19 protein-coding genes, 1 tRNA gene and 1 pseudogene are annotated in these 25,943 nt (G+C 64.4%); 16 read left to right on the top strand and 5 right to left on the bottom strand.

The window, feature by feature from the left end; all coding sequences use genetic code 11:
- Positions 1–101: 101 nt before the first annotated feature.
- From LOK46_RS07920 to cobU, 4 genes are all read right to left on the bottom strand, one after another.
- On the bottom strand, positions 102–1,448 hold the full coding sequence (locus LOK46_RS07920) for an MFS transporter (protein ID WP_273563272.1): 1,347 nt from the start codon (positions 1,446–1,448) through the stop codon (positions 102–104).
- A gap of 78 nt (positions 1,449–1,526) precedes the next feature.
- Entirely contained in the window at positions 1,527–2,969 is a 1,443-nt protein-coding gene (locus tag LOK46_RS07915; protein ID WP_273563271.1) for a cobyric acid synthase, read from the bottom strand.
- Positions 2,970–2,992: 23 nt separating this feature from the next.
- Positions 2,993–3,595: a cob(I)yrinic acid a,c-diamide adenosyltransferase gene (cobO, locus tag LOK46_RS07910; RefSeq protein ID WP_273563270.1), complete on the bottom strand. Its 603-nt coding sequence runs from the start codon at positions 3,593–3,595 to the stop codon at positions 2,993–2,995.
- The gene (cobU, locus tag LOK46_RS07905; protein WP_273563269.1) at positions 3,592–4,149 is read right to left on the bottom strand and encodes a bifunctional adenosylcobinamide kinase/adenosylcobinamide-phosphate guanylyltransferase; all 558 of its coding nucleotides are present in this window, start codon (positions 4,147–4,149) and stop codon (positions 3,592–3,594) included. The genes cobO and cobU overlap by 4 nt, the downstream gene beginning before the upstream one ends.
- 160 nt (positions 4,150–4,309) lie before the next feature.
- Here cobU and LOK46_RS07900 point away from each other — a divergent pair.
- The 7 genes and pseudogenes from LOK46_RS07900 to LOK46_RS07875 all read left to right on the top strand — a co-directional run bounded on the left by LOK46_RS07900 (position 4,310) and on the right by LOK46_RS07875 (position 9,756).
- Positions 4,310–4,385 (top strand) — tRNA-Glu (locus LOK46_RS07900).
- A gap of 79 nt (positions 4,386–4,464) precedes the next feature.
- Positions 4,465–5,022 (top strand): hypothetical protein, encoded by a 558-nt coding sequence (locus LOK46_RS07895; protein WP_273563268.1) that lies wholly within the window; start codon positions 4,465–4,467, stop codon positions 5,020–5,022.
- A gap of 79 nt (positions 5,023–5,101) precedes the next feature.
- The gene (locus LOK46_RS07890) at positions 5,102–5,302 is read left to right on the top strand and encodes a helix-turn-helix domain-containing protein (protein WP_273563267.1); all 201 of its coding nucleotides are present in this window, start codon (positions 5,102–5,104) and stop codon (positions 5,300–5,302) included.
- Positions 5,303–5,805: 503 nt separating this feature from the next.
- Entirely contained in the window at positions 5,806–8,547 is a 2,742-nt protein-coding gene (locus tag LOK46_RS07885; protein ID WP_273563266.1) for a DUF3987 domain-containing protein, read from the top strand.
- Between the two features lie 39 nt (positions 8,548–8,586).
- Positions 8,587–8,937, top strand: a pseudogene (locus LOK46_RS32915) (hypothetical protein); the annotation flags it as partial.
- 168 nt (positions 8,938–9,105) lie between these two features.
- Positions 9,106–9,372, top strand: coding sequence for a hypothetical protein (locus LOK46_RS07880; protein WP_273563265.1), 267 nt, complete (start codon positions 9,106–9,108; stop codon positions 9,370–9,372).
- A 12-nt stretch (positions 9,373–9,384) separates the two neighbouring features.
- Positions 9,385–9,756: a hypothetical protein gene (locus LOK46_RS07875; RefSeq protein WP_273563264.1), complete on the top strand. Its 372-nt coding sequence runs from the start codon at positions 9,385–9,387 to the stop codon at positions 9,754–9,756.
- A gap of 175 nt (positions 9,757–9,931) precedes the next feature.
- Here LOK46_RS07875 and LOK46_RS07870 read toward each other — a convergent pair whose 3' ends face one another.
- Positions 9,932–10,615, bottom strand: coding sequence for a recombinase family protein (locus LOK46_RS07870; protein WP_273563263.1), 684 nt, complete (start codon positions 10,613–10,615; stop codon positions 9,932–9,934).
- Between the two features lie 643 nt (positions 10,616–11,258).
- Between LOK46_RS07870 and LOK46_RS07865 the strand changes: the two genes are divergently transcribed.
- The 9 genes from LOK46_RS07865 (at position 11,259) to LOK46_RS07825 (ending at position 25,881) form a co-directional block, all read left to right on the top strand.
- Positions 11,259–14,297, top strand: coding sequence for a BPTD_3080 family restriction endonuclease (locus LOK46_RS07865; RefSeq protein ID WP_273563262.1), 3,039 nt, complete (start codon positions 11,259–11,261; stop codon positions 14,295–14,297).
- A complete protein-coding gene (locus tag LOK46_RS07860) occupies positions 14,297–16,165 on the top strand; it encodes a GmrSD restriction endonuclease domain-containing protein (protein WP_273563261.1) in 1,869 nt (622 codons plus the stop codon). Before LOK46_RS07865 ends, LOK46_RS07860 begins: the two co-directional genes overlap by 1 nt.
- Positions 16,165–19,260: a site-specific DNA-methyltransferase gene (locus LOK46_RS07855; RefSeq protein ID WP_273563260.1), complete on the top strand. Its 3,096-nt coding sequence runs from the start codon at positions 16,165–16,167 to the stop codon at positions 19,258–19,260. The genes LOK46_RS07860 and LOK46_RS07855 overlap by 1 nt, the downstream gene beginning before the upstream one ends.
- A 3-nt stretch (positions 19,261–19,263) precedes the next feature.
- The gene (locus tag LOK46_RS07850) at positions 19,264–20,064 is read left to right on the top strand and encodes a DUF429 domain-containing protein (protein ID WP_273563259.1); all 801 of its coding nucleotides are present in this window, start codon (positions 19,264–19,266) and stop codon (positions 20,062–20,064) included.
- 5 nt (positions 20,065–20,069) lie between these two features.
- Positions 20,070–22,133 (top strand): 3'-5' exonuclease, encoded by a 2,064-nt coding sequence (locus LOK46_RS07845; protein WP_443192878.1) that lies wholly within the window; start codon positions 20,070–20,072, stop codon positions 22,131–22,133.
- Positions 22,134–22,352: 219 nt separating this feature from the next.
- Positions 22,353–23,309: a hypothetical protein gene (locus LOK46_RS07840; RefSeq protein ID WP_273563257.1), complete on the top strand. Its 957-nt coding sequence runs from the start codon at positions 22,353–22,355 to the stop codon at positions 23,307–23,309.
- A complete protein-coding gene (locus LOK46_RS07835; protein ID WP_273563256.1) occupies positions 23,302–23,742 on the top strand; it encodes a hypothetical protein in 441 nt (146 codons plus the stop codon). The genes LOK46_RS07840 and LOK46_RS07835 overlap by 8 nt, the downstream gene beginning before the upstream one ends.
- The gene (locus LOK46_RS07830; protein ID WP_273563255.1) at positions 23,732–24,349 is read left to right on the top strand and encodes a hypothetical protein; all 618 of its coding nucleotides are present in this window, start codon (positions 23,732–23,734) and stop codon (positions 24,347–24,349) included. Before LOK46_RS07835 ends, LOK46_RS07830 begins: the two co-directional genes overlap by 11 nt.
- A 638-nt stretch (positions 24,350–24,987) precedes the next feature.
- Positions 24,988–25,881 (top strand): hypothetical protein, encoded by an 894-nt coding sequence (locus tag LOK46_RS07825; RefSeq protein ID WP_273563254.1) that lies wholly within the window; start codon positions 24,988–24,990, stop codon positions 25,879–25,881.
- The last annotated feature ends 62 nt before the right edge of the window (positions 25,882–25,943 follow it).

Raw genomic sequence — 25,943 nt, 5'->3', positions numbered from 1 at the left:
CGCGGTGCCCTCCTCGACGATGGCCCGCGGGCTTGCGGGTCTGCATCATCCTGCCGGTCGCGCCGGCCTGAGGAAGGATAACGCACGAATCCGGACCGTGTTCAGGCCGGTCTCGCGGCCGTCGGCACCGCCCGCCGCGCCGCGTCGCGGCGCAGGGCGGAGAGCACCACGAACATGAGGCCGGCCCCCACGGCGAGGCAGGCGGCCAGGAACAGCATCGGCACGAGGTCGCTCTGGGTCTGGTCGCGGATGAACGGCACGGCGTTCTGGGCGACGAAGCCGCCGAGATTGCCCACCGAGTTGATCGCCGCGATCCCGGCGGCCGCCGAGGCGCCGCGCAGGAACGTCCCGGGCATCGACCAGAAGACCGGCTGGGCCGCGAAGGTCCCGGCCGCGGCCACGCACAGGCAGGCGAACTTCACGGCGTTGCCCGGCAGGACGACGGAGAGCGCGAGGCCCGCCGCCCCGACCAGCGCCGGCCCGACCACGTGCCAGGTCAGGGCGTTGCCCTGCGCGCCCGTGCGGGCGGCGTGGCGCGGCACCCACCACAGGGCGAAGGCCGTGACCAGCCACGGGATGATGTTGAGGAAGCCGTTGGTCAGGTTCGAGACGCCGAAGCCCTTGACCACGGTCGGGAGCCAGTAGCCCAGGCCGTAGGCGGCGAGCGGCAGGGAGACGTAGACCCCGGCGAGCATCAGCACCCGCCGGTCGAGGAGCGCCGCGAACGGGTTGCCGTGGTCGACGTGGCCGCCGTCCTCGCGCTCGGCCCGGAGCGTGCGGGCGAGCCAGTCGCGCTGGGCCTGCGACAGCCAGGGCGCGGTCTCGGGGCCGTCCGGCAGGACGAACAGCACCACCGCGGCCATGAGGATCGCCGGCGCGCCGGTGGCCAGGAACACCCACTGCCAGCCCTGGAGGCCGAGGAGCCCGTCGAGGCCCAGCAGCGCGCCGCCGATCGCTGCGCCGACCGCGTTGGCGATGGCGCTGGCGATCATGAACCAGCCGATCATCCGCGCCCGGTGCGCTTGCGGGAACCACAGGGTCAGGGCGAACAGTACGCCGGGGAAGAAGCCGGCCTCCGCGGCGCCGAGCAGGAAGCGCAGCACGTAGAACATCGCCGTGCCCTGGGTGAAGCCCAGCAGGACGGTGACGATCCCCCAGGTGATCATGATCCGGGCGAACCAGATCCGCGCGCCGACCCGCTCCAAGAAGACGTTGGCCGGCACCTCGAACAGGAAGTAGCCGAGGAAGAACAGCGAGGCACCGAGCCCGTAGGCGGTCTCGGAGAGGCCGAGGCTGCCGACCATCTCCAGCTTGGCGTAGGAGACGTTCTGCCGGTCGATATAGGCGATCAGGTAGAGCAGGCCGAGGAGCGGCATCAGCCGCAGGGTCACGGTCCGGACGGTGCTCGCGGCGAGATCCTCCCCGGCGGGGGACGGCGTGGGCGGCATGGGGCGTTCCTCCGGGGGCGTGCGGCCCTTCGTGGCGGGGCCGGCATAACACAGAGTATTCCCTGGCCCGCGCCCCGCCTACCGGGCAAGCGCCAGGAGGCGGTCGCAGTCGACATGGGCCGCGATGTGTCGCGCGAGGCCGTCCAGCGCCGCCTCGACCCCGGCCTCGTAGCCGGCGCCCGCCGAGGCGGTGCCCAGGCGCGCGAGCCACGCCGCCCGCTGGGCGTCGTCGGCGAACAGGCCGTGCACGTAGGTCCCGGCCACCCGACCGTCCGCCGAGACCGCCCCGTCCGGGCGCCCGTCGGCGAGGCGCAGCAGCGGCCGGTCCGCGTCGGGGCCCTCCGTCGCGCCGATATGCATCTCGTAACCGGCGAACGGCACGCCGTCGGGCAGGCTCGTGCCGGTGACGGCGGCGAGGCGCTTCTCCGGCGTCATCACGGTGTCGACGGCGAGGAGCCCGAGGCCCGGCACCGTCCGGGGCGCCCCCTCGATCCCGTGCGGGTCGGCGAGGCTGTTGCCCAGCATCTGGTAGCCGCCGCACAGGCCGAGCACCCGGCCGCCCCGGCGGACATGGGCGCGCAGGTCGACGTCCCAGCCCTCCCGGCGGAAAGCCTCCAGGTCGTCGATCGTGGTCTTCGAGCCCGGCAGCAGCACGAGGGCGGCCTCGGCGGGGATCGGCGTTCCGGGCCGGACCAGCACCACCGACACGTTCGGCTCCGCTCGCAGCGGGTCGAGATCGTCGAAATTGGCGATGCGCGGCAGCACCGGCACCGCCACCGTGACGGAGCCGGGCTTGCGCGAGTCCGAGCCGGCGAGGCCCAGCGCGTCCTCGGCCGGCAGGCGCGCGGCGTCGGGGAAGTGCGGCACGAGGCCGAGCGCCGCCCAGCCGGTGCGCTCGGCGATCAGCCGCATCCCGTCGGCGAACAGGCTCGGGTCCCCGCGGAACCGGTTGACGAGGAAGCCGGCGACCATCGCGGCGTCGTCCGGGTCGATCACCGCCTTCGTGCCGACGAGGCTCGCGATCACCCCGCCCCGGTCGATGTCGCCGACCAGCACCACCGGCGTGTCGGTGGCCCGGGCGAAGCCCATATTGGCGATGTCGCCCACGCGCAGGTTTATTTCCGACGCCGAGCCCGCGCCTTCGACCAGAACCAAGTCGGCCTCTTCCGCGAGGTGGGAAAAGCTGTCGAGGACGGCGGCCATCAGCCGGGGCTTCCAGGCCTGGTAGTCGCGCGCCTTCACGGTGGCGACCATCCGGCCCTGAACCACCACCTGGGAGCCGACCTCGCTCTGCGGCTTCAGCAGGACCGGGTTCATGTGCACGGAGGGCGCCACCCGGGCGGCCCGGGCCTGGAGCGCCTGCGCCCGGCCGATCTCGCCGCCGTCGGCGGTGACGGCGGCGTTGTTCGACATGTTCTGCGGCTTGAACGGCCGCACCGCCAAGCCCCGCTCGGTGAAGGCGCGCGCCAGCCCCGCCACGATCAGGGACTTGCCGACGTCGGAGCCGGTGCCCTGGATCATCAGGGCCTTGGTCCGCGGCGGGCTCAGAACTCGATCCCTTCCTGCGCCTTCACGCCGGCGGCGAAGTGGTGCTTGACGCTGCCCATCTCGGTGACGAGGTCGGCGGCCTCGATCAGGGCCGGCTTGGCGTTGCGGCCGGTGACCACGACGTGCAGGTCCGGCCGGCGCGCGCGCAGGGCGGCTAGCACCGCGTCGAGGTCGAGATAGTCGTAGCGCAGCGCGATGTTGAGCTCGTCGAGGACGAGCAGGCGGATCGTGGGATCGGCTATCAGCCCCGCGGCGACCTCCCAGGCGTGGCGGCAGGCGGCGATGTCCCGCGCCTTGTCCTGGGTCTCCCAGGTGAACCCCTCCCCGAGGGTGTGCCACACGACCCGGTCGCCGAAGGCCGCCACGGCGTGGCGCTCGCCCGTGTCCCAGCCGCCCTTGATGAACTGCACCATGCCGACCCGCCAGCCGCGGCCGAGCGCCCGGAGCATCAGCCCCAGGGCCGCCGTGCTCTTGCCCTTGCCGGGGCCGGTATGGACGAGGAGGAGGCCCTTCTCGAGGGTCTTGGCGGCCACCTCGGCGTCCTGGACGGCCTTGCGCTTCTCCATCTTCTCCCGGTGGCGCGCGGCGTCGTCGCTCATGCGGAGGCTCCTGTCGGGTGGACTGGTGTCTGAAGGGCCTGCGGCTTCACGAGCAGCGGCAGGCCGGCCACGGTGAGCACGACCCGGTCGGCCCGCGCGGCGAGTTGCTGGTGGAGGCGGCCGGCGGCGTCGCGGAAGCGCCGGGCGAGGGCGTTGTCGGGGACGATCCCGAGCCCGACCTCGTTGCCGACCAGCACGAGCGGGCCCGGGACGTCGGCGCAGGCGGCGAGGAGCCGCGCCGCGGCCTGCGCCACGTCGGCCTCCGCCAGGATCAGGTTGGTGAGCCAGAGCGTGAGGCAGTCGACCAGGACCGGTCCCTCGGCCTCGGCGACCGCCTCCGGCAGGGCGAGCGGCACGTCGCGGGTGCGCCAAGCGCCGCCGCGCCGCGCGCGGTGCTGGGCGATGCGGTCGACCATCTCGTCGTCGAAGGCCTGGGCGGTGGCGAGATAGAGCCACGGGCCGGGGCAGGCTTCGATCAGCCCCTCCGCGTAGGCGCTCTTGCCGGACCGCGCCCCGCCGAGGACGAGGGTCATGCGAGGGGTGGGCTGGGGCATGGCTCTCCATCGCCCCAACCCGGCGCGCGGTCAAACACAGGGCCTGCGAACTCGGGCCTGCGAACTCGGGCCTGCGAACTCGGGGCCTGTGGCACCTGTGCCGCGCCTGGACGGTTGCCGGGCGTCTCCGGTCCGACTATAGAACCCCGGCCCAGCCAGAGCGCCCTTCGTCTAGCGGTCCAGGACGTCGCCCTTTCACGGCGAAAACACGGGTTCGATTCCCGTAGGGCGCGCCAGGGTTTTCAAGCACTTAGCTGCGATGAGTACGGTCCGGGCGCGTTTCGTTGTCGAAATCGTTGCTTGCAGATCGGCGCGATGAGCCGTCGAAAGCCTGAGCTTACCGCTCGTTGGCCCTCCGGCCGAAAGGTCGAGGCAGGTAGGGATGCGCTCAACTTTCTCGCCGCTGAGGCCGAACGCCACGGCGAAACGTTCGTGGGACTGCGACACGCCCTGGCGCAGAACACTCCTGCGGCTCGAGTGCTTCTGGCTAAGATGGGGCTCACTCACGAGGCGCTATTCGGTCCCGGTCGCCCGAAGGACACTCCGCGGCTGCTCCTCATCAACGCGGTCGTCCGAGATCTGATGGAGGCGGGACGAACGGAAGCGCAGGCCTTCAAGGAGGCACCTCCGTATCTCGCCGATCCTCAACTGCGGAAGAAGCATGATGTCGGGGCCGCTCTGCAGGGGACGGCGCACGGGAAAGGCGGAAGCAGGCCGGACATGACGCCCGGTGCCGTCGCCGACGCATACCGCGACTTTCAATCGAAGTGGCCGCACCTCTTCTTCGACGAGATCGCCGATGAGGAAGGTGTGGAGGCGGACGGCCGACCCGACGCGATCGAGGCTGACGGTCGGGATCCGAGTGCCGGATAAAGACGCCTACATTCGAGCCGTTTAATCCGGGGTGCCAGCACGTACCGTCTCAGCGCATCACATACCGCTGAGACCGCCGATGTCCCACAGAAGCCAACCTGTCCCCTCTGCCGCAACGCTCTCCGTCGAGGAGCTTGCCGACTACTTCCGCATCTCGCGCACGGGCGTCTACCGCCTGTTCACGCGGGGCGATCTGAAGCCCCTCAAGATCGGCAGTCGCACAGTCGTCCGCCGTATCGATGCCGACGCCTTCCTCGCCGCCCGTGTGGGGGCAGCGTGATGAGCCATCGTCCCGAGTTTCTCGTGCATTCGATCGGTCTGCTGCCGGACGGGCAAACGGCAGTGCACCAGTACGCAGCGACAAATTTTGCGGCTGGAAACGCCGAATTCTTCGACCCTGACAATCCGCGAGCCATACAGCTTCGACCATTGCTAAGCAGCGATGTCGATGTTCGCGGAGTTGGACACGGTGCCGACACCATACTCTGGGTCCGGAACGACATCGAAGGTTGGTATTGCGCCTACTATGTGTGCGTCCCGCCGTCGTTTCGAACGAATGACCTTCTGGGCGTTATTCGTGCAGTCCAATATGTCGAGACAAAACTTGGTGCGTCAGCCTTGAGCTTCCTCGCGCCTATCGTCTCTCGCACGGTTTGGCGCGGCGCGGACGCAATAGCTCGCTGAACGTGAAACGGCGGCCCCCGCACCACCGGGTAGCCGCCGCCTCGTCTCACATTCCAGCACGCGAGCGCCAACAAGCACTGCCCTCGCCGGAAAAGCATCATGGACGCAAGCAATTATGGTCCCGGCCAGCCCGAACCGCAACCAATCAGCGAAGGCAACGTGGCTGCGCTGGCATCAATCGCGTTGCCGCATTGGGATACCAAGAATTTCACTACCTTCGTCATTGATCTGATCAACTCCGGCCGCATTCCCCTCGCGGCGATCCATCCCGCAACAGGAGCCTGTCACGGGCGGACCTTCACGTTACCGGCCGAGTTGGATGTCATGTCCGCTTGGATTGAGGAGCGACAGGGCACCCACAACCTGCACTTCGCCCTGAACGAGCCGGTCCCGCAGAATCTGCAGCAAGGGAAGGTGGGACGGGTCCGGCGCGAGGATTTGTCCGCATTGCGGGGTGTGATCGTCGACATCGATCCGCGACCGGAGATCGAGGCCCAACCCGGCGGTCTCGCGCGCGAGCGCGAACGTCTGAGGGGTGTGGCCAAAGGCATGATCGAGGATCCACACGGTCCGAGTGCCATCATCGATAGTGGCGCGGGCTTGCAGGTCGTGTTCCTCTTCCCAAAGCCGTTGCCGGCGACGGCCGAAAACATCGCGGCGGTCGAGGCGCAGTCCCGTGCGCTCGCACGCCTGTATGGCGGCGATGCCACGAACGACGCCGCGCATCTGTTCCGGCTGCCTGGGACGGTGAACCTGCCGAACGCGAGGAAGCAGAAGCGCGGGCGCAAACCGGCCGCTGCGGTCGGGACGGTGTTCAAGCCCTGGCGCTTCCACACCCTCGACAGTCTCGTGGCCCTGGCGCCACCGGATGAGCCTGAGCAGGCCTACCCGGTCTCAGCGCCCGCGTTCGACATGTCCCTTGCATGGGAGGCCTGCGGTGAGCCTGGCGAACTGCCGGCCGATCTGGTGGTGCGCCTTACAGCCGCCCGCGCAGCGCACCCCGTGCTCGACAAGCTGCTGAACGCCGAGCGCGCCGAGCAAGGCGGACGATCGGACCGCGACTTCGCTATCGCGTGCGCCAGTGTCGAGGGAGGCATGTCGGACCGGGCGGAAGTCGCTGCGATCGTGGCCGCATACTCGCCCGACAAGTTCGAGGACGAGGACGAGCGCCGCGGTTCCGGCCGGGCGGAGGCCTATCTCGCCGGGACTGTCGAGAAGGCTTTCGCCAAGGTCGCCAAGGCAGGGCCCGCAGCGATGTTCACGCCGGTTGCCGGCGCAGCCGACGAAGCGCTTGCTAATACAGCTGAGACGTGCGGCGGCGGCGAAGCGCCTGCTACGACAGGCGAGACGTTCCGCGACGGCGATCCGCTCGACATATTCGGCGACGACGATCCATCCGATCTCTCCACACCTCCTGAGGGGAGCCTGCCGGATGTGGTCGCCCCATTCGCGCGCACGGTAGCCGTACAGATGGGCGTGCCCGAGAGCTTTGCCGCTGTGGCAGCGATAGCTGCCCTTGCCGGCACGATCGGCAACGCGCTCACCCTGCGGGTGAGGGAACACAGCGCGGGATTTCAGCCGCCGGCATCGCTCGCAATCGTCATCGTCGCCCGGCCGGGCAGGAAGAAGTCGCCGACCATCGCCGCGGCCCTCGCACCCATCCGAACTCTGGACAGTGAACTGCACCAAGCGTCGGGCGCGCAGCGGGCGGCGTGGCGGGCGCTGCACTGTACGCCGAAGGGCACTCCCAAAGCCGGCGCACCGCCGCAGCCGCCCGAGCACCAGATAGGCGTCGACAATGCGACGGTGGAGAAACAGGTCCGCATCCACGCCGACAACCCGACCGGCATCATCCGGCATCCGGACGAACTGTCCGCCTTCCTCGGCAGCATGGGTGCCTACAAGCGAGGTAGCGAAGGCGATCGAGGCACGATCCTCACGATGCTCGACGGCGGCCCCGTGAGCTTTGAGCGGGTCGGCGGGACGGTCCGGGCGGAAAGCGCCCTGATGGGCCTGATCGCCTCGACGCAGCCGGAGAAGATACGCACGCTGACGCGCGATCTCGGCAGCGACGGCTTCCTTCAACGGCTCATTCCGATCATGGATGACGGCGCCGAGCGCGAACCGCTCGACGTGCCGGCCGACCCGGACGCGGTGGCCCAGTACGAGCGCGCCGTGCGCGGCATGTACGACATCCGGAACACGGGCGGTGGAACGGTTTACCTGTCGCCCGAGGCCCGCGCGATCCTCACGGCGACTTGGCGCCGGATCCGTGCCTTGAGCGCCATCCCGGGGGCGTCGGCCGCGTGGGAAGGCCACGTATCGAAGTGGGAAGGCTTCTTGTATCGGATCGCCCTCACGTTTCACGCGCTCGATACGTGGGCGATCCTCGAAACGGTGCCGGCTGGGCCGGGCGTGCCGGTGACGGCTGAGACCGCGCGTCGAGCGTCCCGGTTCGCTCAGTTCCTCGTGCGGCACGCACTCCGGTTCTACGGCGAGTTCTACGAACCGGCCGAGCACACCGTCGAGGCGCGCGAGATCGCTGGGTTTCTTCTGACGCATCCGGACAAGTTGTCCGTGACGCCACGCGACATTGAGAAGGGCCGCCGGGCATTGCAAGGCGAGCGCCGCCGCACCCTGGCGGCGATGGGAGCCCTGGAGAACGCCGGATGGGTTTCGGTCGCTGATCGAGGAGCGGAAGGCCCGTCGCGTTGGACGGTCAACCCGCACATACACGAACGGTTCGCGGCACATGCTGCGCGCGAAAAGGTGCAGCGTGCGCAGGCACAGCAGCGGCTCGCAGCGGCATTGTCGGCAAAGAGGGGTCTGCGCGATGCATGAACCCCGAAGAGCGCCGACAATGCCGCTCGCGTGCGTGAGATGCAGAATTCTTCTTGGCTCTCCTTACCTACCACACTCCCCAGTCTCTTTTTTCTCGATGGGTCAAAATCACTACGCGCGTACGCGAGCGGCATTGTCGGCGCCTCGTTGCAGGGCAGAAAGAGGGGGATGTGGAAGCTTCGGCGCGCTACCTCTAGGAGGAACGCCGTGATGCCCAGGCGCTCAGCCCGACCTCCGCGGGTAGGAAGCCGCCGAGGAGGCGGCCACTACGCTCCGGACTTCCCAGCCATCGGCGCCAAGGCCCTCCAGCGCTTCCACGCCGAGCGCCACCTTCATCCGAGCTGTGGCGCGCACGCCAAATCGACTGGAGAGCCGTGTCGGCAGACGCCCGCCAAAGGCCGGACAAGATGTCGGTTCCATGGGGGCGCAACCCCAAGGGGCGATGGGCCGGCCGGATGGCACACGCCCGGCTTTCCGAATGGCCTCCCGACCGGCAAGCCGCGCAGCGACGCCCTCAAAGCCTGGGCGCGGAGGAAGCGCCGCGCAGAGATCGCGGCGATGCTTCCGGAGGAGCACGCGCAGCTTGAGGAGCGGCGGCAGGCGATCAAGCCGGGCAGCGCGACCGAACGGGCACGCAGGCGCCGCAATCTCGATGCGCGCCGCTGGCTTGAAGAGATCCTGCATGAGCCCGGCCCGGCGCCGACGCCGGACCAGGTCGAACTGGCGGCGCTGCGCGCGAGGGCCGTCGCTCATCTCGCACACCTCGACGCGGAGATCGCGGCGAGCGCGGACGGTGAGCCGCCGGCCGGCGGCTTCTTCGACTAGGAGGACGAGACGATGGATGACGCTGAGAAGGCCCGCGCGATGCGCGCCGCCGCGATACACCGGGTGCGCACCGAAGGCGCAGAGGTTGCAGCCCGTACCCTGATCGAGATTTCCGGTGACCGCACCGCGCCCAAGAACGCCCGGGTCGCAGCCGCGCGCACGCTCGCGGAGATGACGCACCTCGGCGGCGTTGACGCCATCGGGCTCGACAAGCCGCTTTCCGAGATGACGCGTGCCGAGCTTGCCGAAGCCCGTGCGCGGGCCGTCGCCTATCTCGCCGAGCTAGACGCGCCGACGATCGAGACGGAAGCGATCGATGTCTCGGAAGAACTGCTCGCCCTCGACGCCCCGGAGCCGATTACGACGGGCGGCTTCTTCGATTGATCGTCGGGTGGCTCGCAGATGAAAGGGCGGGCTGCACCAGAAAGGGCGTGGGGCCTGCTGCACCATCAGCCGCTCGATATCTCCGCGCAAAGGCCCCTCGCCTCGTCACGGCCCGAAAAACGCATTCACGCTCATCCTCTGCGCGATGATTGCAGGCGGGATGTGGGCGCCCCGGTCAGGAGGTGGGCGCGAGACGCGCCCGCAGGCGCGCCACGGCGGTCGGTGTCCAGGTGCCGCGTCCGCTCGGCGTCGGGACGTTCTCGGCGGCCAGCGCCGCCGCCACGGTGCGCAGCGACGCAGTGCCGTTCGGATCGATGCGCGCGAGGATGGGCGCCAGCGCTTCAGCCTGTGCGTCGGCGTTTCGCCCGCGGGCGGCCCGCGCCTTGGCCGCATCCTCCGCGGTGCCGGTCCGGCCACGGAAGCCCCCCAGCACCTGCCCCCGTGCCTTCGCGGCGGCCAGCGCCGCCTTCGTTCGGGCCGAGATCATCCGACGCTCTTCCTCGGCGACCACCGCCATGATGCCGACGGTCATCCGGTTCGCCGAGGGCATGTCACAGGCGACGAAGTCCACGCCCGCCTTGCTGAGGCCCAGGAGGAAGTGAGCGTCACGGGCCAGCCGATCGAGCTTGGCGACCACGAGCGTAGCGCGGTGTGCGCGGCACAGAGCTAGTGCGCCGGCCAGTTCCGGACGCTCGCTGTTCGCGCCGCTCTCGACTTCGACCACCTCGGCGACCAAAGTCCAGGCGCCGCCGTTCAGATAGTCCGTGACGGCTGAACGCTGCGCCTCCAGGCCGAGACCGGACCTACCCTGCCGATCCGTGCTCACGCGCAGATAGGAGATGAACCGTCCGTTGGCCATCGAAGCGCCGTATCACTGTTTGCATCGCTCGTTGCTCACAATGATACGACCTCGCTTCGCGATCAACACCGTTCAGGCGCAGGTTATTGCATCATCCTGAAGTTGGCGGGCTTGATGACCACAAGGGTCAGATCGAGGTATTCGGCGAGCTAGTGCGCCGCGGCGCCAGCCAGGGTGAGCAGGCCTTGCACCTCATCCCCTACGGTTCCATCGAGCTTCGCTGTAACAAGCACCGTCACTGCAGACCCGGCCTCAGGTGTAGGCCCCCGGTACACCGCATATCTCAAGCGCTGGAAGCTGACTCACCCGCCAATAAAAATCTGATTGAAGGAAAATTTCGGACAAAATGTCCGGATGGCCGTGATCACCATCTCTGGACGACGCCAGATCATATCGAGTGCTTGCAGCCACCGCTGGGGCTCGGTCCGGGCCGACAAGGAAGATCAGAAACGGATCGCGAGCTAAATTTCCGGAGACAGGCCATAGCGCCTGGCTGGTTGAAGCCTGAGCCAGCTTGAAGTTGCGTGCAGGGCACAGTGTGCAACTTCCCGACCGCTTGGTGCTAAGGCTGCTCGCAGCGGCTCATTATCCTCGTTATCTAACCAGCGGGAAGACGAACAGAACCGTCCTCGGGGGAGACAGCGTGGCGAAGCCGTTCTTCGAGCAGCCGATCCTCAACTCGCCCTACGAGGTTCCCACCCAACATCACGCGCTGGATGCCGACGGCCAGCCCCTCGAACAGCAGCCGGTCCAAGGCCGTCGGCGCTCAGCGCTCATCACGCCCGTGCCGAAGGCGAAGAAGCAGCGCGGCAAAGGCAAGCAGGCGGATCTGGGGCTCGGCGACGGCGCCGGTCTGTCATCCGCAGAGCAGGCCTACAACCCGACGCCGATCATCAACGAGATCCGCGCGCACGTCGCTTCCTGGCGCGCGCTGTCCAATCCCGCGGACTGGGGCGTCACGCCCGCGACACAGCGGCTGCTCCAGCATTGGCGCCGCGACCACGACTGGCATGGGCCTCGGCCGTTCTTCTGTCAGGTCGAGGCCGTCGAGACCGCAATCTGGCTTACCGAGGTCGCCGGGCGGCAGCGCCAATACGCGCACCTGATCCGCCACATCGAGGGTGCAAACGAGGGCGCCAACCCTGGCCTGCCACGCCTCGCGCTTAAGATGGCGACCGGGGCCGGCAAGACGACAGTGATGGCCATGCTGATCGCGTGGCAGACCATCAACGCGGTCCGAAGCCCGAACGCGAAACATTTCACCCGAGGCTTCCTGCTGGTCACGCCGGGGATCACGATCCGCGACCGCCTGCGTGTGCTGATGCCCGGCGACCCCGACGCCTACTACGACAAGCGCGAACTGGTACCGGCCGACATGCTCCAGGACATGGGGCAGGCCAAGATCGTGCTGACGAACTACCACGCGTTCAAGCGCCGCGAGACGCTGGAGGTGTCGAAGGTCGGGCGCTCACTGCTCCAGGGACGGCACGCGCCGATCGACACGATCGAGTCCGAGGGCGCGATGCTCCAGCGGGTCTGCCGTGAGCTATTGCCGATCAAGAACCTCGTAGTGATCAACGACGAGGCGCACCACTGTTACCGCGAGAAGCCCGGGGCCGCCGAGGACGCGGTCGCGGCCGAGGATCGCGAGGAGGCCAAGCGCAACGCTGAGGCCGCCCGGCTCTGGATCTCTGGGATCGAGGCGCTGAAGCGCAAGGTCGGCTTGCGCGCGGTCTACGACCTGTCGGCCACGCCGTTCTTTCTGCGTGGCTCGGGCTACCTGGAGGGCACCCTGTTTCCGTGGACGGTGAGCGACTTCTCGCTCATCGATGCTATCGAGTGCGGCATCGTCAAGCTGCCCCGCGTGCCGATCGCCGACAACGCCGCAAGCGGCGAGGTGCCGCTCTACCGTGAGCTGTGGGAGCACATCGGCAAGGCGATGCCGAAGAAGGGCGCAGGCAAGGCCGGCACCCTCGACCCGCTCTCTCACGTCTTCCCGAGCCAGCTCCAAACGGCGCTCCACGCCCTTTACGCGCATTACGAGAAGACCAGCGAGGCCTGGGAGCGGGCCGGCATAGATGTGCCGCCCGTGTTCATCGTTGTGTGCAACAACACGGCGACTTCCAAGCTCGTCTACGAGTGGATCGCCGGCTTCGAGCGCGCCAACGCAGACGGTGAGGCCGAGACGCGGCACGTCGGGCACCTGCGCCTATTCCGCAACTACGATGACAACCGTCAACGCCTCGCCAAACCTAACACGCTGCTCATCGACAGCGAGCAGCTCGAGTCGGGCGAGGCCCTCGACCCCGCCTTCCGCGACATGATGGGGTCGGAGATTGAGCAGTTCCGCCGCGAGCGGATCGAGCGCGGCGTCGACGCGGTCACGGCGGCCGAGACCACAGACGCAGACTTGCTGCGTGAGGTGATGAATACGGTCGGCCGCAAGGGGCGGCTCGGCGAACGTGTGCGTTGCGTCGTCTCGGTCTCAATGCTGACTGAGGGCTGGGACGCCAACACCGTCACTCACATCCTCGGCGTGCGCGCCTTCGGCACGCAGCTCCTATGCGAGCAGGTGGTCGGGCGCGGCCTGCGCCGTCAGTCCTATGAGCTCAACGACCAGGGGCTGTTCAATGTCGAGTATGCCGACATCCTCGGCATCCCGTTCTCGTTTACGGCCGAGCCCGTGGTCTCGGTGCCAGCCGCGCCTCGCAAGCTTACCCGCGTCCAGGCCCTGCGTGAGCGCGCAGACTTGGAGATCGGCTTCCCCCGCATCGAGGGCTACCGCTTCGACCTGCCGAATGAGCGGCTGACCGCGACCTTCACTGACGACAGCCGCCTCGTCCTGACACCAGAGAACGTTGGCCCGGCCAAGGTGCTTATGGCCGGCATCGTCGGTGAGCAGGAGACGCTGGACGCTGAGGAAGCCTTCAAGACGATGCGCCCGAGTGAGCTGTCGTTCAAGCTCGCCAAGCGCCTGCTAGAGACGCGCTTGCGAGATCCGGATGATCACCTGCCTGTCCACCTGTTCGGGCAGGCCCAGCGCGTCGTGCGGCTCTGGCTCGACGGGGACTACCTCGTTGCTAAGGGTGTCCCGCGGGCCGCCGTGCTCTACCCGCAACTCGCCGAGCAGGCGGTGGAGTTCATCTATCTCGCCTGTCAGCGCTCGATCCCAGATGCTAAGCGCATCAAGGCCGTGCCCGACCCTTATAACCCGGTGGGCTCGACCCGGTTCGTGAACTTCACCACCTCAAAGCCGGTCTGGGAGACCGACCCCAGTAAGTGTCACGTCAGCCACGTCGTGCTCGACTCCGAGTGGGAGGGCGAGCTCGCTCGGGTGCTGGAGGCGCACCCGCGGGTGCTCGCCTACGTGAAGAACCAGGGGCTTGGCTTCGAGGTGCCTTATCGCGACGGGGCTGTCCCGCGCCGCTACCGACCGGATTTTCTCGTGCGCCTGGACGACGGTCGGCCCGACCCGCTCACTCTAGTGCTGGAGACCAAGGGCTATCGCGGTACCGACGCACAGCTCAAAGCCGAGACAATGGCTGTGTCCTGGGTGCCGGGGGTCAACGCGCTGGGCGCGCACGGCCGCTTCGCTTTCCACGAATTCCGCGATGTGTTCGCCATCGAGACGGCTTTTGGCGAACTCGTCGACACATTGATCAACCCCTCCAAGGCTGCGTGATGACCACGTTCACCACCAACCCTGTCTCGCTCCACACTCTCCTGCAGCGTTGTGAACAGGGCGACATCAAGCTCCCGGACTTTCAGCGCAATTGGGTTTGGGATGAGTATCGCATCCGGAGTCTAATCGCGTCCCTTTCTCAAGCATTTCCGGTGGGAGCCCTGATGACGTTGAAGTCGTCCGGGAAGACGTTCACGCCGCGCGCAATCCAAGGTGCGCCGGTTCAGGCCGAAGTAGCGACGGAGAGTGAACTGCTCCTCGACGGCCAGCAGCGTATGACGTCGCTGTATCAGGCGCTCGTCCGGCAGAACCCGATCGAGAAGATCGATGTCTTCTACTATTTCAACATTGATAAAGCCCTCGATCCATCCGTCGACCGCGAGGATGCGATCGAAGCTTTTCCCAAAGACCGCATTTTACGGACCAATTTCGGCAAAGATGTTGTCCTTGATCTCTCGACGTCTGATAAAGAATATGAGCATCTTCGCTTCCCTTTGAACAAAATCTTTGACCACGAAAGTTGGCAAGAGGGCTTTTGGGACTATTGGGACGATAATAAGTCCAAGCGGCTGATTTTGAAGGCATTTCGCGAAAAGATTGTGGATTCATTTAGAAAGTATCAAGTTCCCGTCATATCATTGGATAAATCAACGACAAACGAAGCCGTATGTCTGGTCTTCGAGAAGGTGAATACTGGCGGCAAAGCGCTCGACGCTTTCGAGCTGATAACAGCCATGTTCGCCGGCAAGGGCTTCAAGCTGCGGGAGGACTGGGCGAAGCGCGCCGCTGCACTTAAGAAATTCCGTGCGCTTGAGAAGATCGCTCCGACGGATTTCTTGCAGGGTATTGCGCTCCTGCACTCGAAGGCCCAGCGGGACGCCGCTGCCGGCAGCGATGATCGACGGCCGCCGGTGAGCGCCACCCGCAACGCCCTGCTGGCGCTGCCTGTTGAGGCCTACCAGACCCACGCCGATCGATTGCAACTCGGCTTCGAGCGCGCCGCGAAGTTCCTTCATACGCAGCGGATCTACCGTTCGTTCGACCTGCCCTACCAGAGCCAGATCGTGCCGCTCGCTGCGATCCTCGCCTCGCTGGGTGACCGCTGGGAGCACCAGCAGCCCAAACAGTGCGTGCGCACCTGGTACTGGTGCGGCGTCTTCGGTGAACTCTACGGCTCGGCCGCCGAGTCCCGCTTCGCCAAGGATGTCGTGGAGGTGTTGGCCTGGATCGACGGCGGGCCGGAGCCCTCGACGCTCAAGGATACGAGCGTGCGCGCCAGCCGCATCCGCGAGCTGCGCTCCCGTGGCTCCGCGGCCTACAAGGGCGTCAACGCCCTGCTGATGAAGAGTGGGGCCACGGATTTCCGGTCGGGTCAGGACTATGACCATGCGGTGTTCTTCGACGAGAGCGTCGACATCCACCACATCTTTCCGCGTGATTGGTGTCAGGAGCAGAAGCTGCCTGCGAGTGCGTTCGACTCGATCGTTAACAAGACACCCCTGTCTGCCAAGACGAACCGGATGCTCGGCGGCGTCGCGCCGAGCAAGTATCTCCACCGCCTGGAGGCGGCGAAGCCGCCAGTTGATCCAGCGAACCTCGACACCTACTTGCGCAGCCATGCCATCGACCCGGCGCGGTTGCGCGCCGACGACTTTCATGGGTTCTTCGCCGCGCGCCTCGACGGCCTCCTCGACCTGATCGACGACGCGACCAAGCGACCGGCCTTACGGGACGTGCCGCCTCCGACAGACGCCGTTGCGTCCGGACTGGACCCGCAACCCCCGCTTGACCCGGACGATGAGGCTGAGGCGTTTTCTGAGAACGCCGCGCTAGCGGACGACGCTGCACTTCTGAGTGAGGTCCGCTGATGGCTCGTGGACCCGCCCGCAACGCGACCAAGTCGGTCGAGACCCTCACGCATGACGAGGCTGCGCGGAAGAACATCCCCACCGCCGAGTTGCAGAGCTTCGCTGAGGCCGAGGAGGCAATCACAGGTTTTAGGCCCGAGTCATATCCTCGCGCCCGGCCGCTTCCAAAAGGCGAGACGCGACCGCGCGACCCGGACCTCGATCCGCAGATCGTCTGGAACGGCGCCCGTATCAAGCTCACCGAGGAGCAGGTGCGCGCACTAGTCGCGACCGGCGAGACAGCGATCGGCGACGCGCAGCTCGTTTGGCGCGGCAAAGACCAGCAGGACTGGTCCGACCTCATCGTTCAGGCGCCGCCCCTATACATCCAGGAGAAGATCCACCCCAAGGCGATTATCGACGACTTGCGCCGCACCGACGCGCGCGCGCGCGAAGACGACGTTCCCGACCTGTTTGCTGATTTTAACGGTCTCGACTCAAAGGCGCGCACCGAGTTCTACACTCACGACCAGCATTGGTCGAACCGGATGATCCTGGGCGACTCGCTCCAGGTGATGGCCTCGCTCGCGCAGCGCGAGAAGGTGAAGGGGCAGGTGCAGTGCATCTACTTCGACCCCCCCTACGGCATCAAGTTCAACTCGAACTGGCAGGTCTCGACGCAGTCGCGCGACGTCAAGGACGGCAAGCAGACTGACATCTCCCGCGAGCCCGAGCAGGTGAAGGCGTTCCGCGATACCTGGAAGGAGGGCATCCACTCGTATCTCACCTATCTGCGCGACCGGCTCACTGTGGCTCGAGAGCTGCTGCATGAGAGCGGGTCGATCTTTGTGCAAATTGGTGATGAGAATGTTCACCGTGTTCGCGCGGTCATGGATGAGGTCTTTGGAGCAGCAAATTTCTGTTCTTTGATTTTCGTCCTGAAGACTACCGGTGCCGGTAGTCCTTCAATCGGGACAGATGTATTGGCATCGGTTGCTGATTATGTAATTTGGTATTGCAAAGATCGATCATGTGTTAAGTATCGTCAAATGTACTTCCTGAGAGATCCGTCGGACGACTCGAATTATCGCTTTTATCGTAATGAAAGTAATGAGGTAAAGACGCTAACCTCTAAGGAAAACCTCTCGGATCGTTCGGATCTCGAAAAAAAGACGATTTTTAGGGCTAGCCCTCTCACATCGCAGACTGGTGCCCCCACCACTCGATTTCCTTACACAGTTTGTGGGACAGAATACAAGCCGTCAAAGGGTGGATGGAAGACTAATATTATTGGTTTTGGCAGATTGCATAAAGCTAACAGGCTTTACGGCATGGGAAACACTTTGACATTCGCTCGGAACTTTTATGATTTTCCATTCCAGTCGTATAATAACTTGTGGGATGACACGAGGCAGAGTGGGTTCGGTCAGGAAAAATTGTATGTAGTGCAAACAACTCCGCGAGTGATCGAACGCTGCATCCTAATGGCCACTGACCCCGGTGATCTCGTCCTAGATCCCACCTGCGGTTCTGGCACAACCGCGACGGTCGCTGAGCAGTGGGGCCGGCGCTGGATCACTGTCGACACAAGCCGCGTGGCGCTTGCGCTTGCCCGTACGCGGCTAATGTCGGCTCGCTACCCTTACTACCTGCTAAATGACAGCCCTGAAGGCCGGGCAAAGGAGCAGGCGATCTCGGGCCGCCCGCAGCCGCAAAGCGCAGCCTATGGCGACATCCGTCAGGGCTTCGTCTACGAGCGCGCGCCACACGTCACCCTCAAGTCAATCGCCAACAACGCCGAGATCGACGTGATCTGGGAGCGATGGCAAGCGACCTTAGAGCCGCTTCGCGCGGAACTGAACGCGCTGCTGGAGACCGCTTGGGAGGAGTGGCAGATCCCGCGGGAGCCTGAGCGGCCCTGGGACGCCGAATTTCAGGTGCTGCACGCCTGCGCAAAAGATCCCAGGCAACCTACTCCAGCCCGGCAGCGCGCCATCGATCGGATGAATGCCGAGTGGGAGTGGGACTACACTCTCGCCACTCTGCCCGAGCGTCCGGCAGATGCGCTGGAGGAATTCTATCCGGACGCGGTCCGTATCCATGCTGCGTGGTGGGAGGCGCGGCTCGCTCGGCAGCGCGAGATCGACGCTGCGATTGCTCGGGCCGCCGACGTAGAGATGCTCTACGACCGGCCCTATGTAGACGCTGGCAAGGTCCGGGTCGCCGGCCCGTTCACGGTGGAGAGCCTATCGCCCCACCGCGTCATCCCCGCAGACAGTCTCGACCTCAACGAGGAGTTCGAGGCGCTGGGCGGGCGCCGGCTCCGCGACCAGGCCACCGCCCCGGCGCAAGACTTCTCCTCTATGGTGCTAGAGAACCTTTCGGCCGCCGGCGTTCAGGGCCGTGACCGCGCTGACCGGTTGCGCTTCACTATGCTCCAGCCCTGGCCCGGTCGCTTTATCGGCGCCGAGGGGCGGTTCACAGAAGGCGAGGGTGTCGAGCGCCGCGCCGCGATCCTGATCGGCCCCGAATTTGGCACGCTCTCCCGCCCGGATCTTGTGGCTGCCGCCCGTGAGGCGGCCGACGCGCGCTTCGACGTTCTGGTCGCTTGCGCCTTCGCGTACGACGCGCATGCAAGCGAGCTGACCAAGCTCGGGCCCCTGCCGATCCTGCAGGCCAAGATGAACCCCGACCTGCACATGGCCGATGACCTTAAGACCACGGGCAAGGGGAACCTATTCGTGGTGTTCGGCGAACCGGACATTGAGATTCGCCGCCTCGACGGTGATCGGCTGGAGGTGGAGGTGAAGGGGATCGACGTATTCGACCCCAACACCGGCGATGTCCGCTCGGACGACACGTCGGGTATTGCCGCTTGGTTCGTCGACACCGACTACGACGAGGAGAGCTTCTTCGTCCGACACGCTTATTTCCTGGGCGCGAACGACCCCTACAAGACGCTGAAGACCGCACTGAAGGCGGAGATCGACGAGGCTGCCTGGGCGACTCTCTACCGCGCCACAAGCCGGCCGTTCGTGCGGCCGAAGACGGGACGCATCGCCGTGAAGGTTATCAATCACTTTGGGGACGAGGTGATGAAGGTCTATGGGGTGTAGAGCGTGAACAGGGCTGTCCTCGGCATCGACGCGGCTTGGACCTCGAACCAGAGAAGCGGCATTGCCCTGGCCACCGAAGGGAGTGGTCAATGGCATCTCGTCTCGGTGGCGCCGTCCTATGAGCGGTTCATGGCGCCGACGACAGCGAGCGAGGCCGCACCGGCTGACGCGAAAGGCTCGCTGCCTGACCCTGCTCGGCTGTTGCAAGCTGCAAGATCGTATTGCGAATGCCCCATCGACATAGTTGCAGTCGATATCCCGCTATCCCACGAGCCGATCACAGGACGACGAGCATCAGACGATGCGGTTTCTCGGGCCTATGGCGCGAGCTGGTGCGCAACGCACACGCCAAGCGCTGTGAGACCGGGTGTGATTGCCAATCGTCTCAAGGACGCGTTCGAAGGCGCCGGCTACCCTCTGGCGACGCAACGTCTGCACGAGCCTGCCCTGATCGAGGTCTATCCGCATCCCGCCCTTGTCGAGCTTGCGCAAGCGGAGAAGCGACTGCCCTACAAGGTGCAGAAGGCCGCGAAGTATTGGCCCGGCCGTGACGCCGCGGAGAGACGGACCTCACTTCTCGGGACCTGGGAGAAGATCGTCGACCTGCTCGACAATGAGATCGCTGGCACACGGGCTGCTCTCGGGGCACCGAACCTTTTGAATAAGACCCGCGACCTGAAATCGTGGGAGGACATGCTCGACGCTATCGTCTGCGCTTGGGTCGGCATCACTGCCTTGAAAGGGCAGGCGGTGCCGCACGGGGACGATGTTTCAGCAATCTGGATTCCGAGTCGCAGGGAGTAGCTCTGGTGGAGTTCCGTATAGCTGACACCTTCACGGCCGCCCTCGCTCGCTTGCCTGCCCAGGAGCAGAAGGCTGTGAAGACCTCGGCCTTCGACATGCAGCTTGATCCGTCCGGACCCGGCCTTCAGTTTCACCGAATCGAGGCAGCGCGGGACCCGAACTTCTGGTCGGTTCGGGCCAACCGCGACATCCGCATCATTGTCCACCGCACCGCCGGCAGCCTGCTGCTCGCCTACGTCGACCATCACGACAAGGCCTACGCCTGGGCCGAGCGCCGGCGCATCGAGGCGCATCCGAGAACCGGCGCCTTACAGATTGTTGAGTCACGCGAGCGGGTCGAGGAGGCTGCCCCTGCCCTATTCGCAAAGGCGCAGGCCGAGTGGCTGGCGCCGGAGCCTGCGTTGTTCGACGCGCTCCAGCTCGACGACCTGCTCGGCGTCGGCGTCCCCGAGGACTGGATCGAGCCGGTCCGCGCAGCGACCGAAGCGCGCTTCTTCGACCTCGCCGCGCACTTGCCGGCCGAAGCCGCCGAGGCTCTTCTGGAATTCGCAGCTACCGGCCGCCTGCCGAAGCCCGTCGAACCGGCGGCCGACCCCTTCGCGCACCCGGACGCGCAGCGCCGCTTCCGCGTCATCGAGGATGTTGAGGCGCTGCGGGCTGCCCTCGACGCGCCCTGGGAGCGCTGGTCGGTGTTCCTGCATCCCTCCCAGGCCGGCGTAATCGAGAAGACCTATAGCGGTCCCGCCCGAGTCGCCGGCTCGGCTGGCACTGGTAAGTCCGTGGTGGCAGTGCACCGCGCCGTGCGGCTCGCACGCGCCAACCCGCACGCTCGGGTGCTGCTCACGACCTTCTCGAAGCCGCTTGCCAATGCGCTCCAGCGCAAGGTCGACATCCTGGTCGCGACAGAGCCTAGCGCCCGGGGCCGCATCACTGTCGCATCCTGGGATGGGCTGGCGGATGAGCTGCACCAACTCGTGCACGCGCGCAGGCCTCGGGTCGCGACGCTGGAGCAGATCCGGGCCGCCCTCGTCGAGGCTGCGAGCGGGTCGATGGTATGGTCCGAGCGGTTCCTGGTCAGCGAGTTCCGCCATGTGGTCGATGCGTGGCAGGTCGCCGACGAGATGGCTTACGCCGACACGCCCCGCCCCGGCCGCCGCAGCCGGCTAGGCGCCAAGCAGCGTACCGCCCTCTGGCCGATTTTTATGGCAGCCCGCACCCGCCTCGCCGCCCAAGGGCTTGCGACCTGGGCGAGTGTGTTCAGCAGCCTCGCGGCAGATTACGGCGCGTCCGCCGCACCGCCCTTCACACACGTAGTTGTAGACGAGGCCCAGGATCTCGGCGTGCCGGAACTGCGCTTCCTGCGCGCTCTCGCACCCGAGGGCGAGGATCGCCTGTTTTTCGCAGGCGACCTCGGCCAGCGTATCTTCCAGCCGCCGTTCTCGTGGAAGGCTCTGGGCATCGACGTGCGCGGTCGCTCGACCACGCTCAAGGTGAACTACCGGACTTCCCATCAGATCCGCGAGGCGGCTGACCGCCTGCTTCCTGGCGCTGTCCAGGATATGGATGGGCGCGAGGAGACGCGGAAAGGCACAGTCTCAGTCTTTGACGGGCCACATCCTCAGGTGCTGAAGCTCGTCGACGAGACCGCTGAGCGCGAGGCAATCCTGGCCTTCCTGTCCACGGCTCGAGCAGAGGGCATCGCTCCGGCCGAGATCGGCCTGTTCGTTCGAAGCCGTGCTCAGCTCGATCGCGCTCGCACAGTCGCCCAAGCGGCTGGCCTTGTGCCTGTAGAGCCGGGAGATGCGCTCAATAAAGCGGTCGAGAGCGTGATTGTCGGCACGATGCACATGGCAAAGGGCCTAGAGTTCAAGGCCGTGGCCGTGCTCGCCTGCGACGATGGCGTGCTGCCGCTTCAGGAGCGGATTGACACGGTCGGCGACGAGGCAGAGCTGGAGGAGGTCTACGAGACCGAGCGGCACCTGCTCTACGTCGCTAGCACGCGTGCGCGGGACCGCCTCCTTATCACCGGAGTACATCCCGTTTCGGAGTTCCTCGGTGACCTAGGATAAGATGTTTTTCTTAATTCTGAGCGAGTCCCTGTCATGAGCGCGGACCGGCTCAGCTTGTGAGGCTGGTGTCGCTCTGCGATAATTCCGTCGGACAAAATAAGAGGGTTAAGCTTGGCTACCGTCGATGTGGTCCGCAGTATGCGCGCAAGGATGCCATGGGCGGTGGCAAAGCGTCTCCTCAAGTCCCGGGGTCTGGCTCGGGCCCGTGGATGGAACAGAATGGTGGCTCGCGTCGCCAATGGTGACGATCAGTACGACGAGGCCGAGGAAGAGCTGCGAAGCGCCCTCGAAGAGCACATCATGTGCGGCGAGAAAATCGTCCAGCTTTTCGAGTTGGACGACAACGAGATAGCTAGGTTGCGGGAGGCCGCTGAAGCGCTGGAGGTGCCTGAGGGGCCGTTCAGTGAGGCGTACCCGGTGCTCCTTGGTGAAGACCGCCTTGCAGCGCAGCAAGGCGTGGCGCCGGTCCTGATCGCAAGCGTAAACTATCGAGGGGGCAAAGCCCTCGTCCTCGCTTCAGTTCGCCATCTCGCCACCCGAGAGACGGTCGTTGTGGCCGAACTAACCGACGAAGCTGCCAATGAACTCGCTGGCTTCAATGAGCTAATCGGAGTCCGCCATCAGTGGCTTGAGGCTTTAGATGTGCTCTGGATTCCTAATGAGGGGAGGCACGTCGAACTACGAGTCGACTTCCCATTTGGCATGTATCAACGCCACGGTTTGATCGCGCTTGACCAAGCTCGGATGCGCTTTGATGGCCTCCTCGGGAGTAATCTCGCTCCGGGCCGCGTCAATCTTTTCCCCGTAATGCAATCTCTATACGATGCCCGGGGTGATGGCGCGATGGTTGAGCTGGGCTTCATGGTAGCCGGCTCGTCGCAGAAGCTTGAGAAAACGCGAAGGGGTGAACAGTGCTGTCGCGATGAGGCCTACCATCAAGGCGGTATTGGTGTGCTGGATGCTCCGATCCAGATCTATAAGACCAGCGTGCTGTGGCACGTCGATCTCGGTCGTGATGTGTCATCGGCGCCCGAGGTGACAATTAGTGGCACATCCGCTCATACCGCCGAAGCTAATCCGTTTATCGGAGAAATGGCTGTGAGGAACTGCGCTTCCTTCGAGGATTATGATTATGTTCGCGATCGCATCCTTGACCATCTAGAATACCGTGAGTGATATCGGTCCGATGGCGTTGGATGACATCAGGCAGAACATAGATCGCGACATTCGCGAACCGCTTCTGCCTGTCTGCCGTGCGCTTGTGGATCGCTTGTCGACGATGAAGCCAAATCAGCTTCAGCGGCTCACATATATGCTGTTAGCAGAATTCGTGCAGCGGCGACCCGATGACGACGTTTTCCAGTCGGCTCTGACAGCCTTAACTACAATCAAGCACCACCCGCTGACTATGTATTTTGTATTCTACGATGCTGATGAGGACCGAGAAATTGCCCTCTCAGTTAAGGAGGCGATGCAGTCAGTGGATGAGGCGTTGTTCATTCATCCTCGTACGGGTGAGGAGGTGGCCAATTTCGAGCAGCAGCTGAAGCCTGTGTTTCGAGCATCAACCGAGTTTGTGGCCGCGCTTACGGGTAGCCATGACGTCTGAAATAACTCTCCGAGATCTGCTCAACCGCGCGCATAATAACACCCCGCTCGAAATTCAGCTGCGAATTCAGGCTGCCGAAACACCGGCAGAGATGCTGCAGCAGCTGGAGCGTGCTCTGGCGTTGGCGATCGGGCAATTGGTGCGCAATCGCAAATACAAGCATGATTTGAGCGAGGATCAGCGCACGGTTGAACTCGTATCGCTGCTCCAGATGGCGGGATTTCCGGCGTACCATGATGTGAAAATAGGCGGTCATACAGACATTTCTGTTGAGATGCGGGACGGCTTTCTATGGATTGGGGAGGCAAAGAACTGGACGGGTAAGGCGTGGATTTTCAAAGGTTTCCGCCAGCTGATGACCCGCTATGCTACCGGCCTGCCGAACCAGAACAACGGTGCAATGATTATCTACTTTGATCAAGAAAATGCAGGCGCGCTGCTGGGAAAGTGGGAGCAAGCGCTCGCTCGACGGTGGGCGTTCACTGAGGCGGTCGAAAAAGTGAGTAGCCTCCAATTCAATTCAGCTCACCCGCACAAGGGTAGTGGAGAAACTTTCTACGTCAAGCATCATGCCGTTCCTCTCTATTGGAAGCCGGAAGACAGCTAAGTGCTACGGACGGCTGGCAGCGCTTCTAACAAGTTAACTCGTTTTTGTGGCCCGGTTGCGACTGTTTCTTGATCTGTATTACTTATGCGCCTCAGGATGGCCGGCTTTATGGGACCGGTTTTCCGCGCCAGTTTTTACCCGAGGCGAGCCCGTCTATACGGTCTAAGCTGCTGCGAAGTTTCAACAGGATTTAAACCATGCCTCTAGTTCTCTCACAAAACGCTAACCAGAATAGCCGTTGCTAAACTGCATCACTGACGGCGGGTTCGTTGCGAAGACAGAATTAGGGCGTTGCGTCAATTTTTATGGTCGAGTTAGTATTGTTCTCTCTCGTGGAGAGCGAAATGAAGCCGACTCTGATAGCTGCACCCATCTTAACCCTTATGGTGCTAGCCGGCGCTGGCACAGCAGAAGCGAAGTGCGTGCCATCATGCAGTCCGTTTGATCCGGGATGTCACGGCTGTTTTCCGCCGCTTATAAAACGTGAAGCGTCAGGACTATATAATATTACCGCTCGCTTGCAGACCAAGGCCGACCTGGCGTTGATAGCGGCTAAGCTTAAGAAGATTAGTCAAACACCCGATCCCGTTAGCCGGACATCTCCCGCTAAGGCTCAATAGTGTAGGATGCGCGTTCCTGTGTTGAAGACGGCGCTTCCTCTTAGCCTGCTTGCAATTTCTATGTGCTCTTGCGGCACCGTGGTGCCGCAGATCCACGAGCCCTGGGAGGAATCGGATGAGGTCGATTTTGATCTAGTCAACAGAATCAAGCGGAGCATCTACTGCGAGTTGAGGACTTCGGTTCACGATCTTGGACGCCTCAAAGGACAGGTCCGAGGTCCCATGGAGGACGCGATCCCGGATAGCTGGGGCGTCCAGGAAACACTCAAGCTCACTATGGACGAGACAGGGAGCGTCAATCCAAGCGCATCGTATAATGAAACTTTCAGAACGGCTGTTATCCCTTTGAGGCCTCCTGTTAACTTTCCCCAGTCGTTTTCTCTTCCGATCTCTGCGCAACTTTCTTCGCAAGCTGTGCGGATAGACAGTTATTATTCATTTTATTCAGCAAAAGGTCTAAAGTCGGATTTTGACGAGAAAGAAACTTCGTGCAGCGACATCAACGATCCTCATAAGCCGATGGATCGTCACGGCTCATCTTACCTTCTGACCGGAAATGTAGGCATTAAAAGCTGGCTGAAGAGTGCAATCCAGGCCAACTACTATCCTCCCTCATCTGCTGGAGCGACCTTCAAGGATGGTGTCATACAGTACGACATCAAGTTCGTAGTAATTACGGCAGGGACAGTCAATCCGACTTGGAGGCTTGCACCCGTCAGCACCGCCGTGGGCAACTTGCCCCTTGTCTCCGGCAATCGCACAAGGACTCACGACTTGCTGCTGACTTTTGGTCCGGCGGATGTTAAGAAGGGAAAGGCCTCGCCAAGTGCTCAATCGATTGCGCTCCACTCGGCTGGCCAGACTGAACAATCAGTATCGAGCGCTTTCCGATCTGTGCTCCAGCAACCATAGCCAGACCTGAGGGGAGCAGTTCTTAAATCCGCAATGGGGTCGCGGGCAGCCTCTCGCGGCGA

Source organism: Methylobacterium sp. NMS14P (assembly GCF_028583545.1).
Classification (GTDB): Bacteria; Pseudomonadota; Alphaproteobacteria; order Rhizobiales; family Beijerinckiaceae; genus Methylobacterium.
The sequence above is the reverse complement of the archived record's forward strand: the minus strand, read 5'-3'. Positions and strand labels throughout refer to the sequence as shown.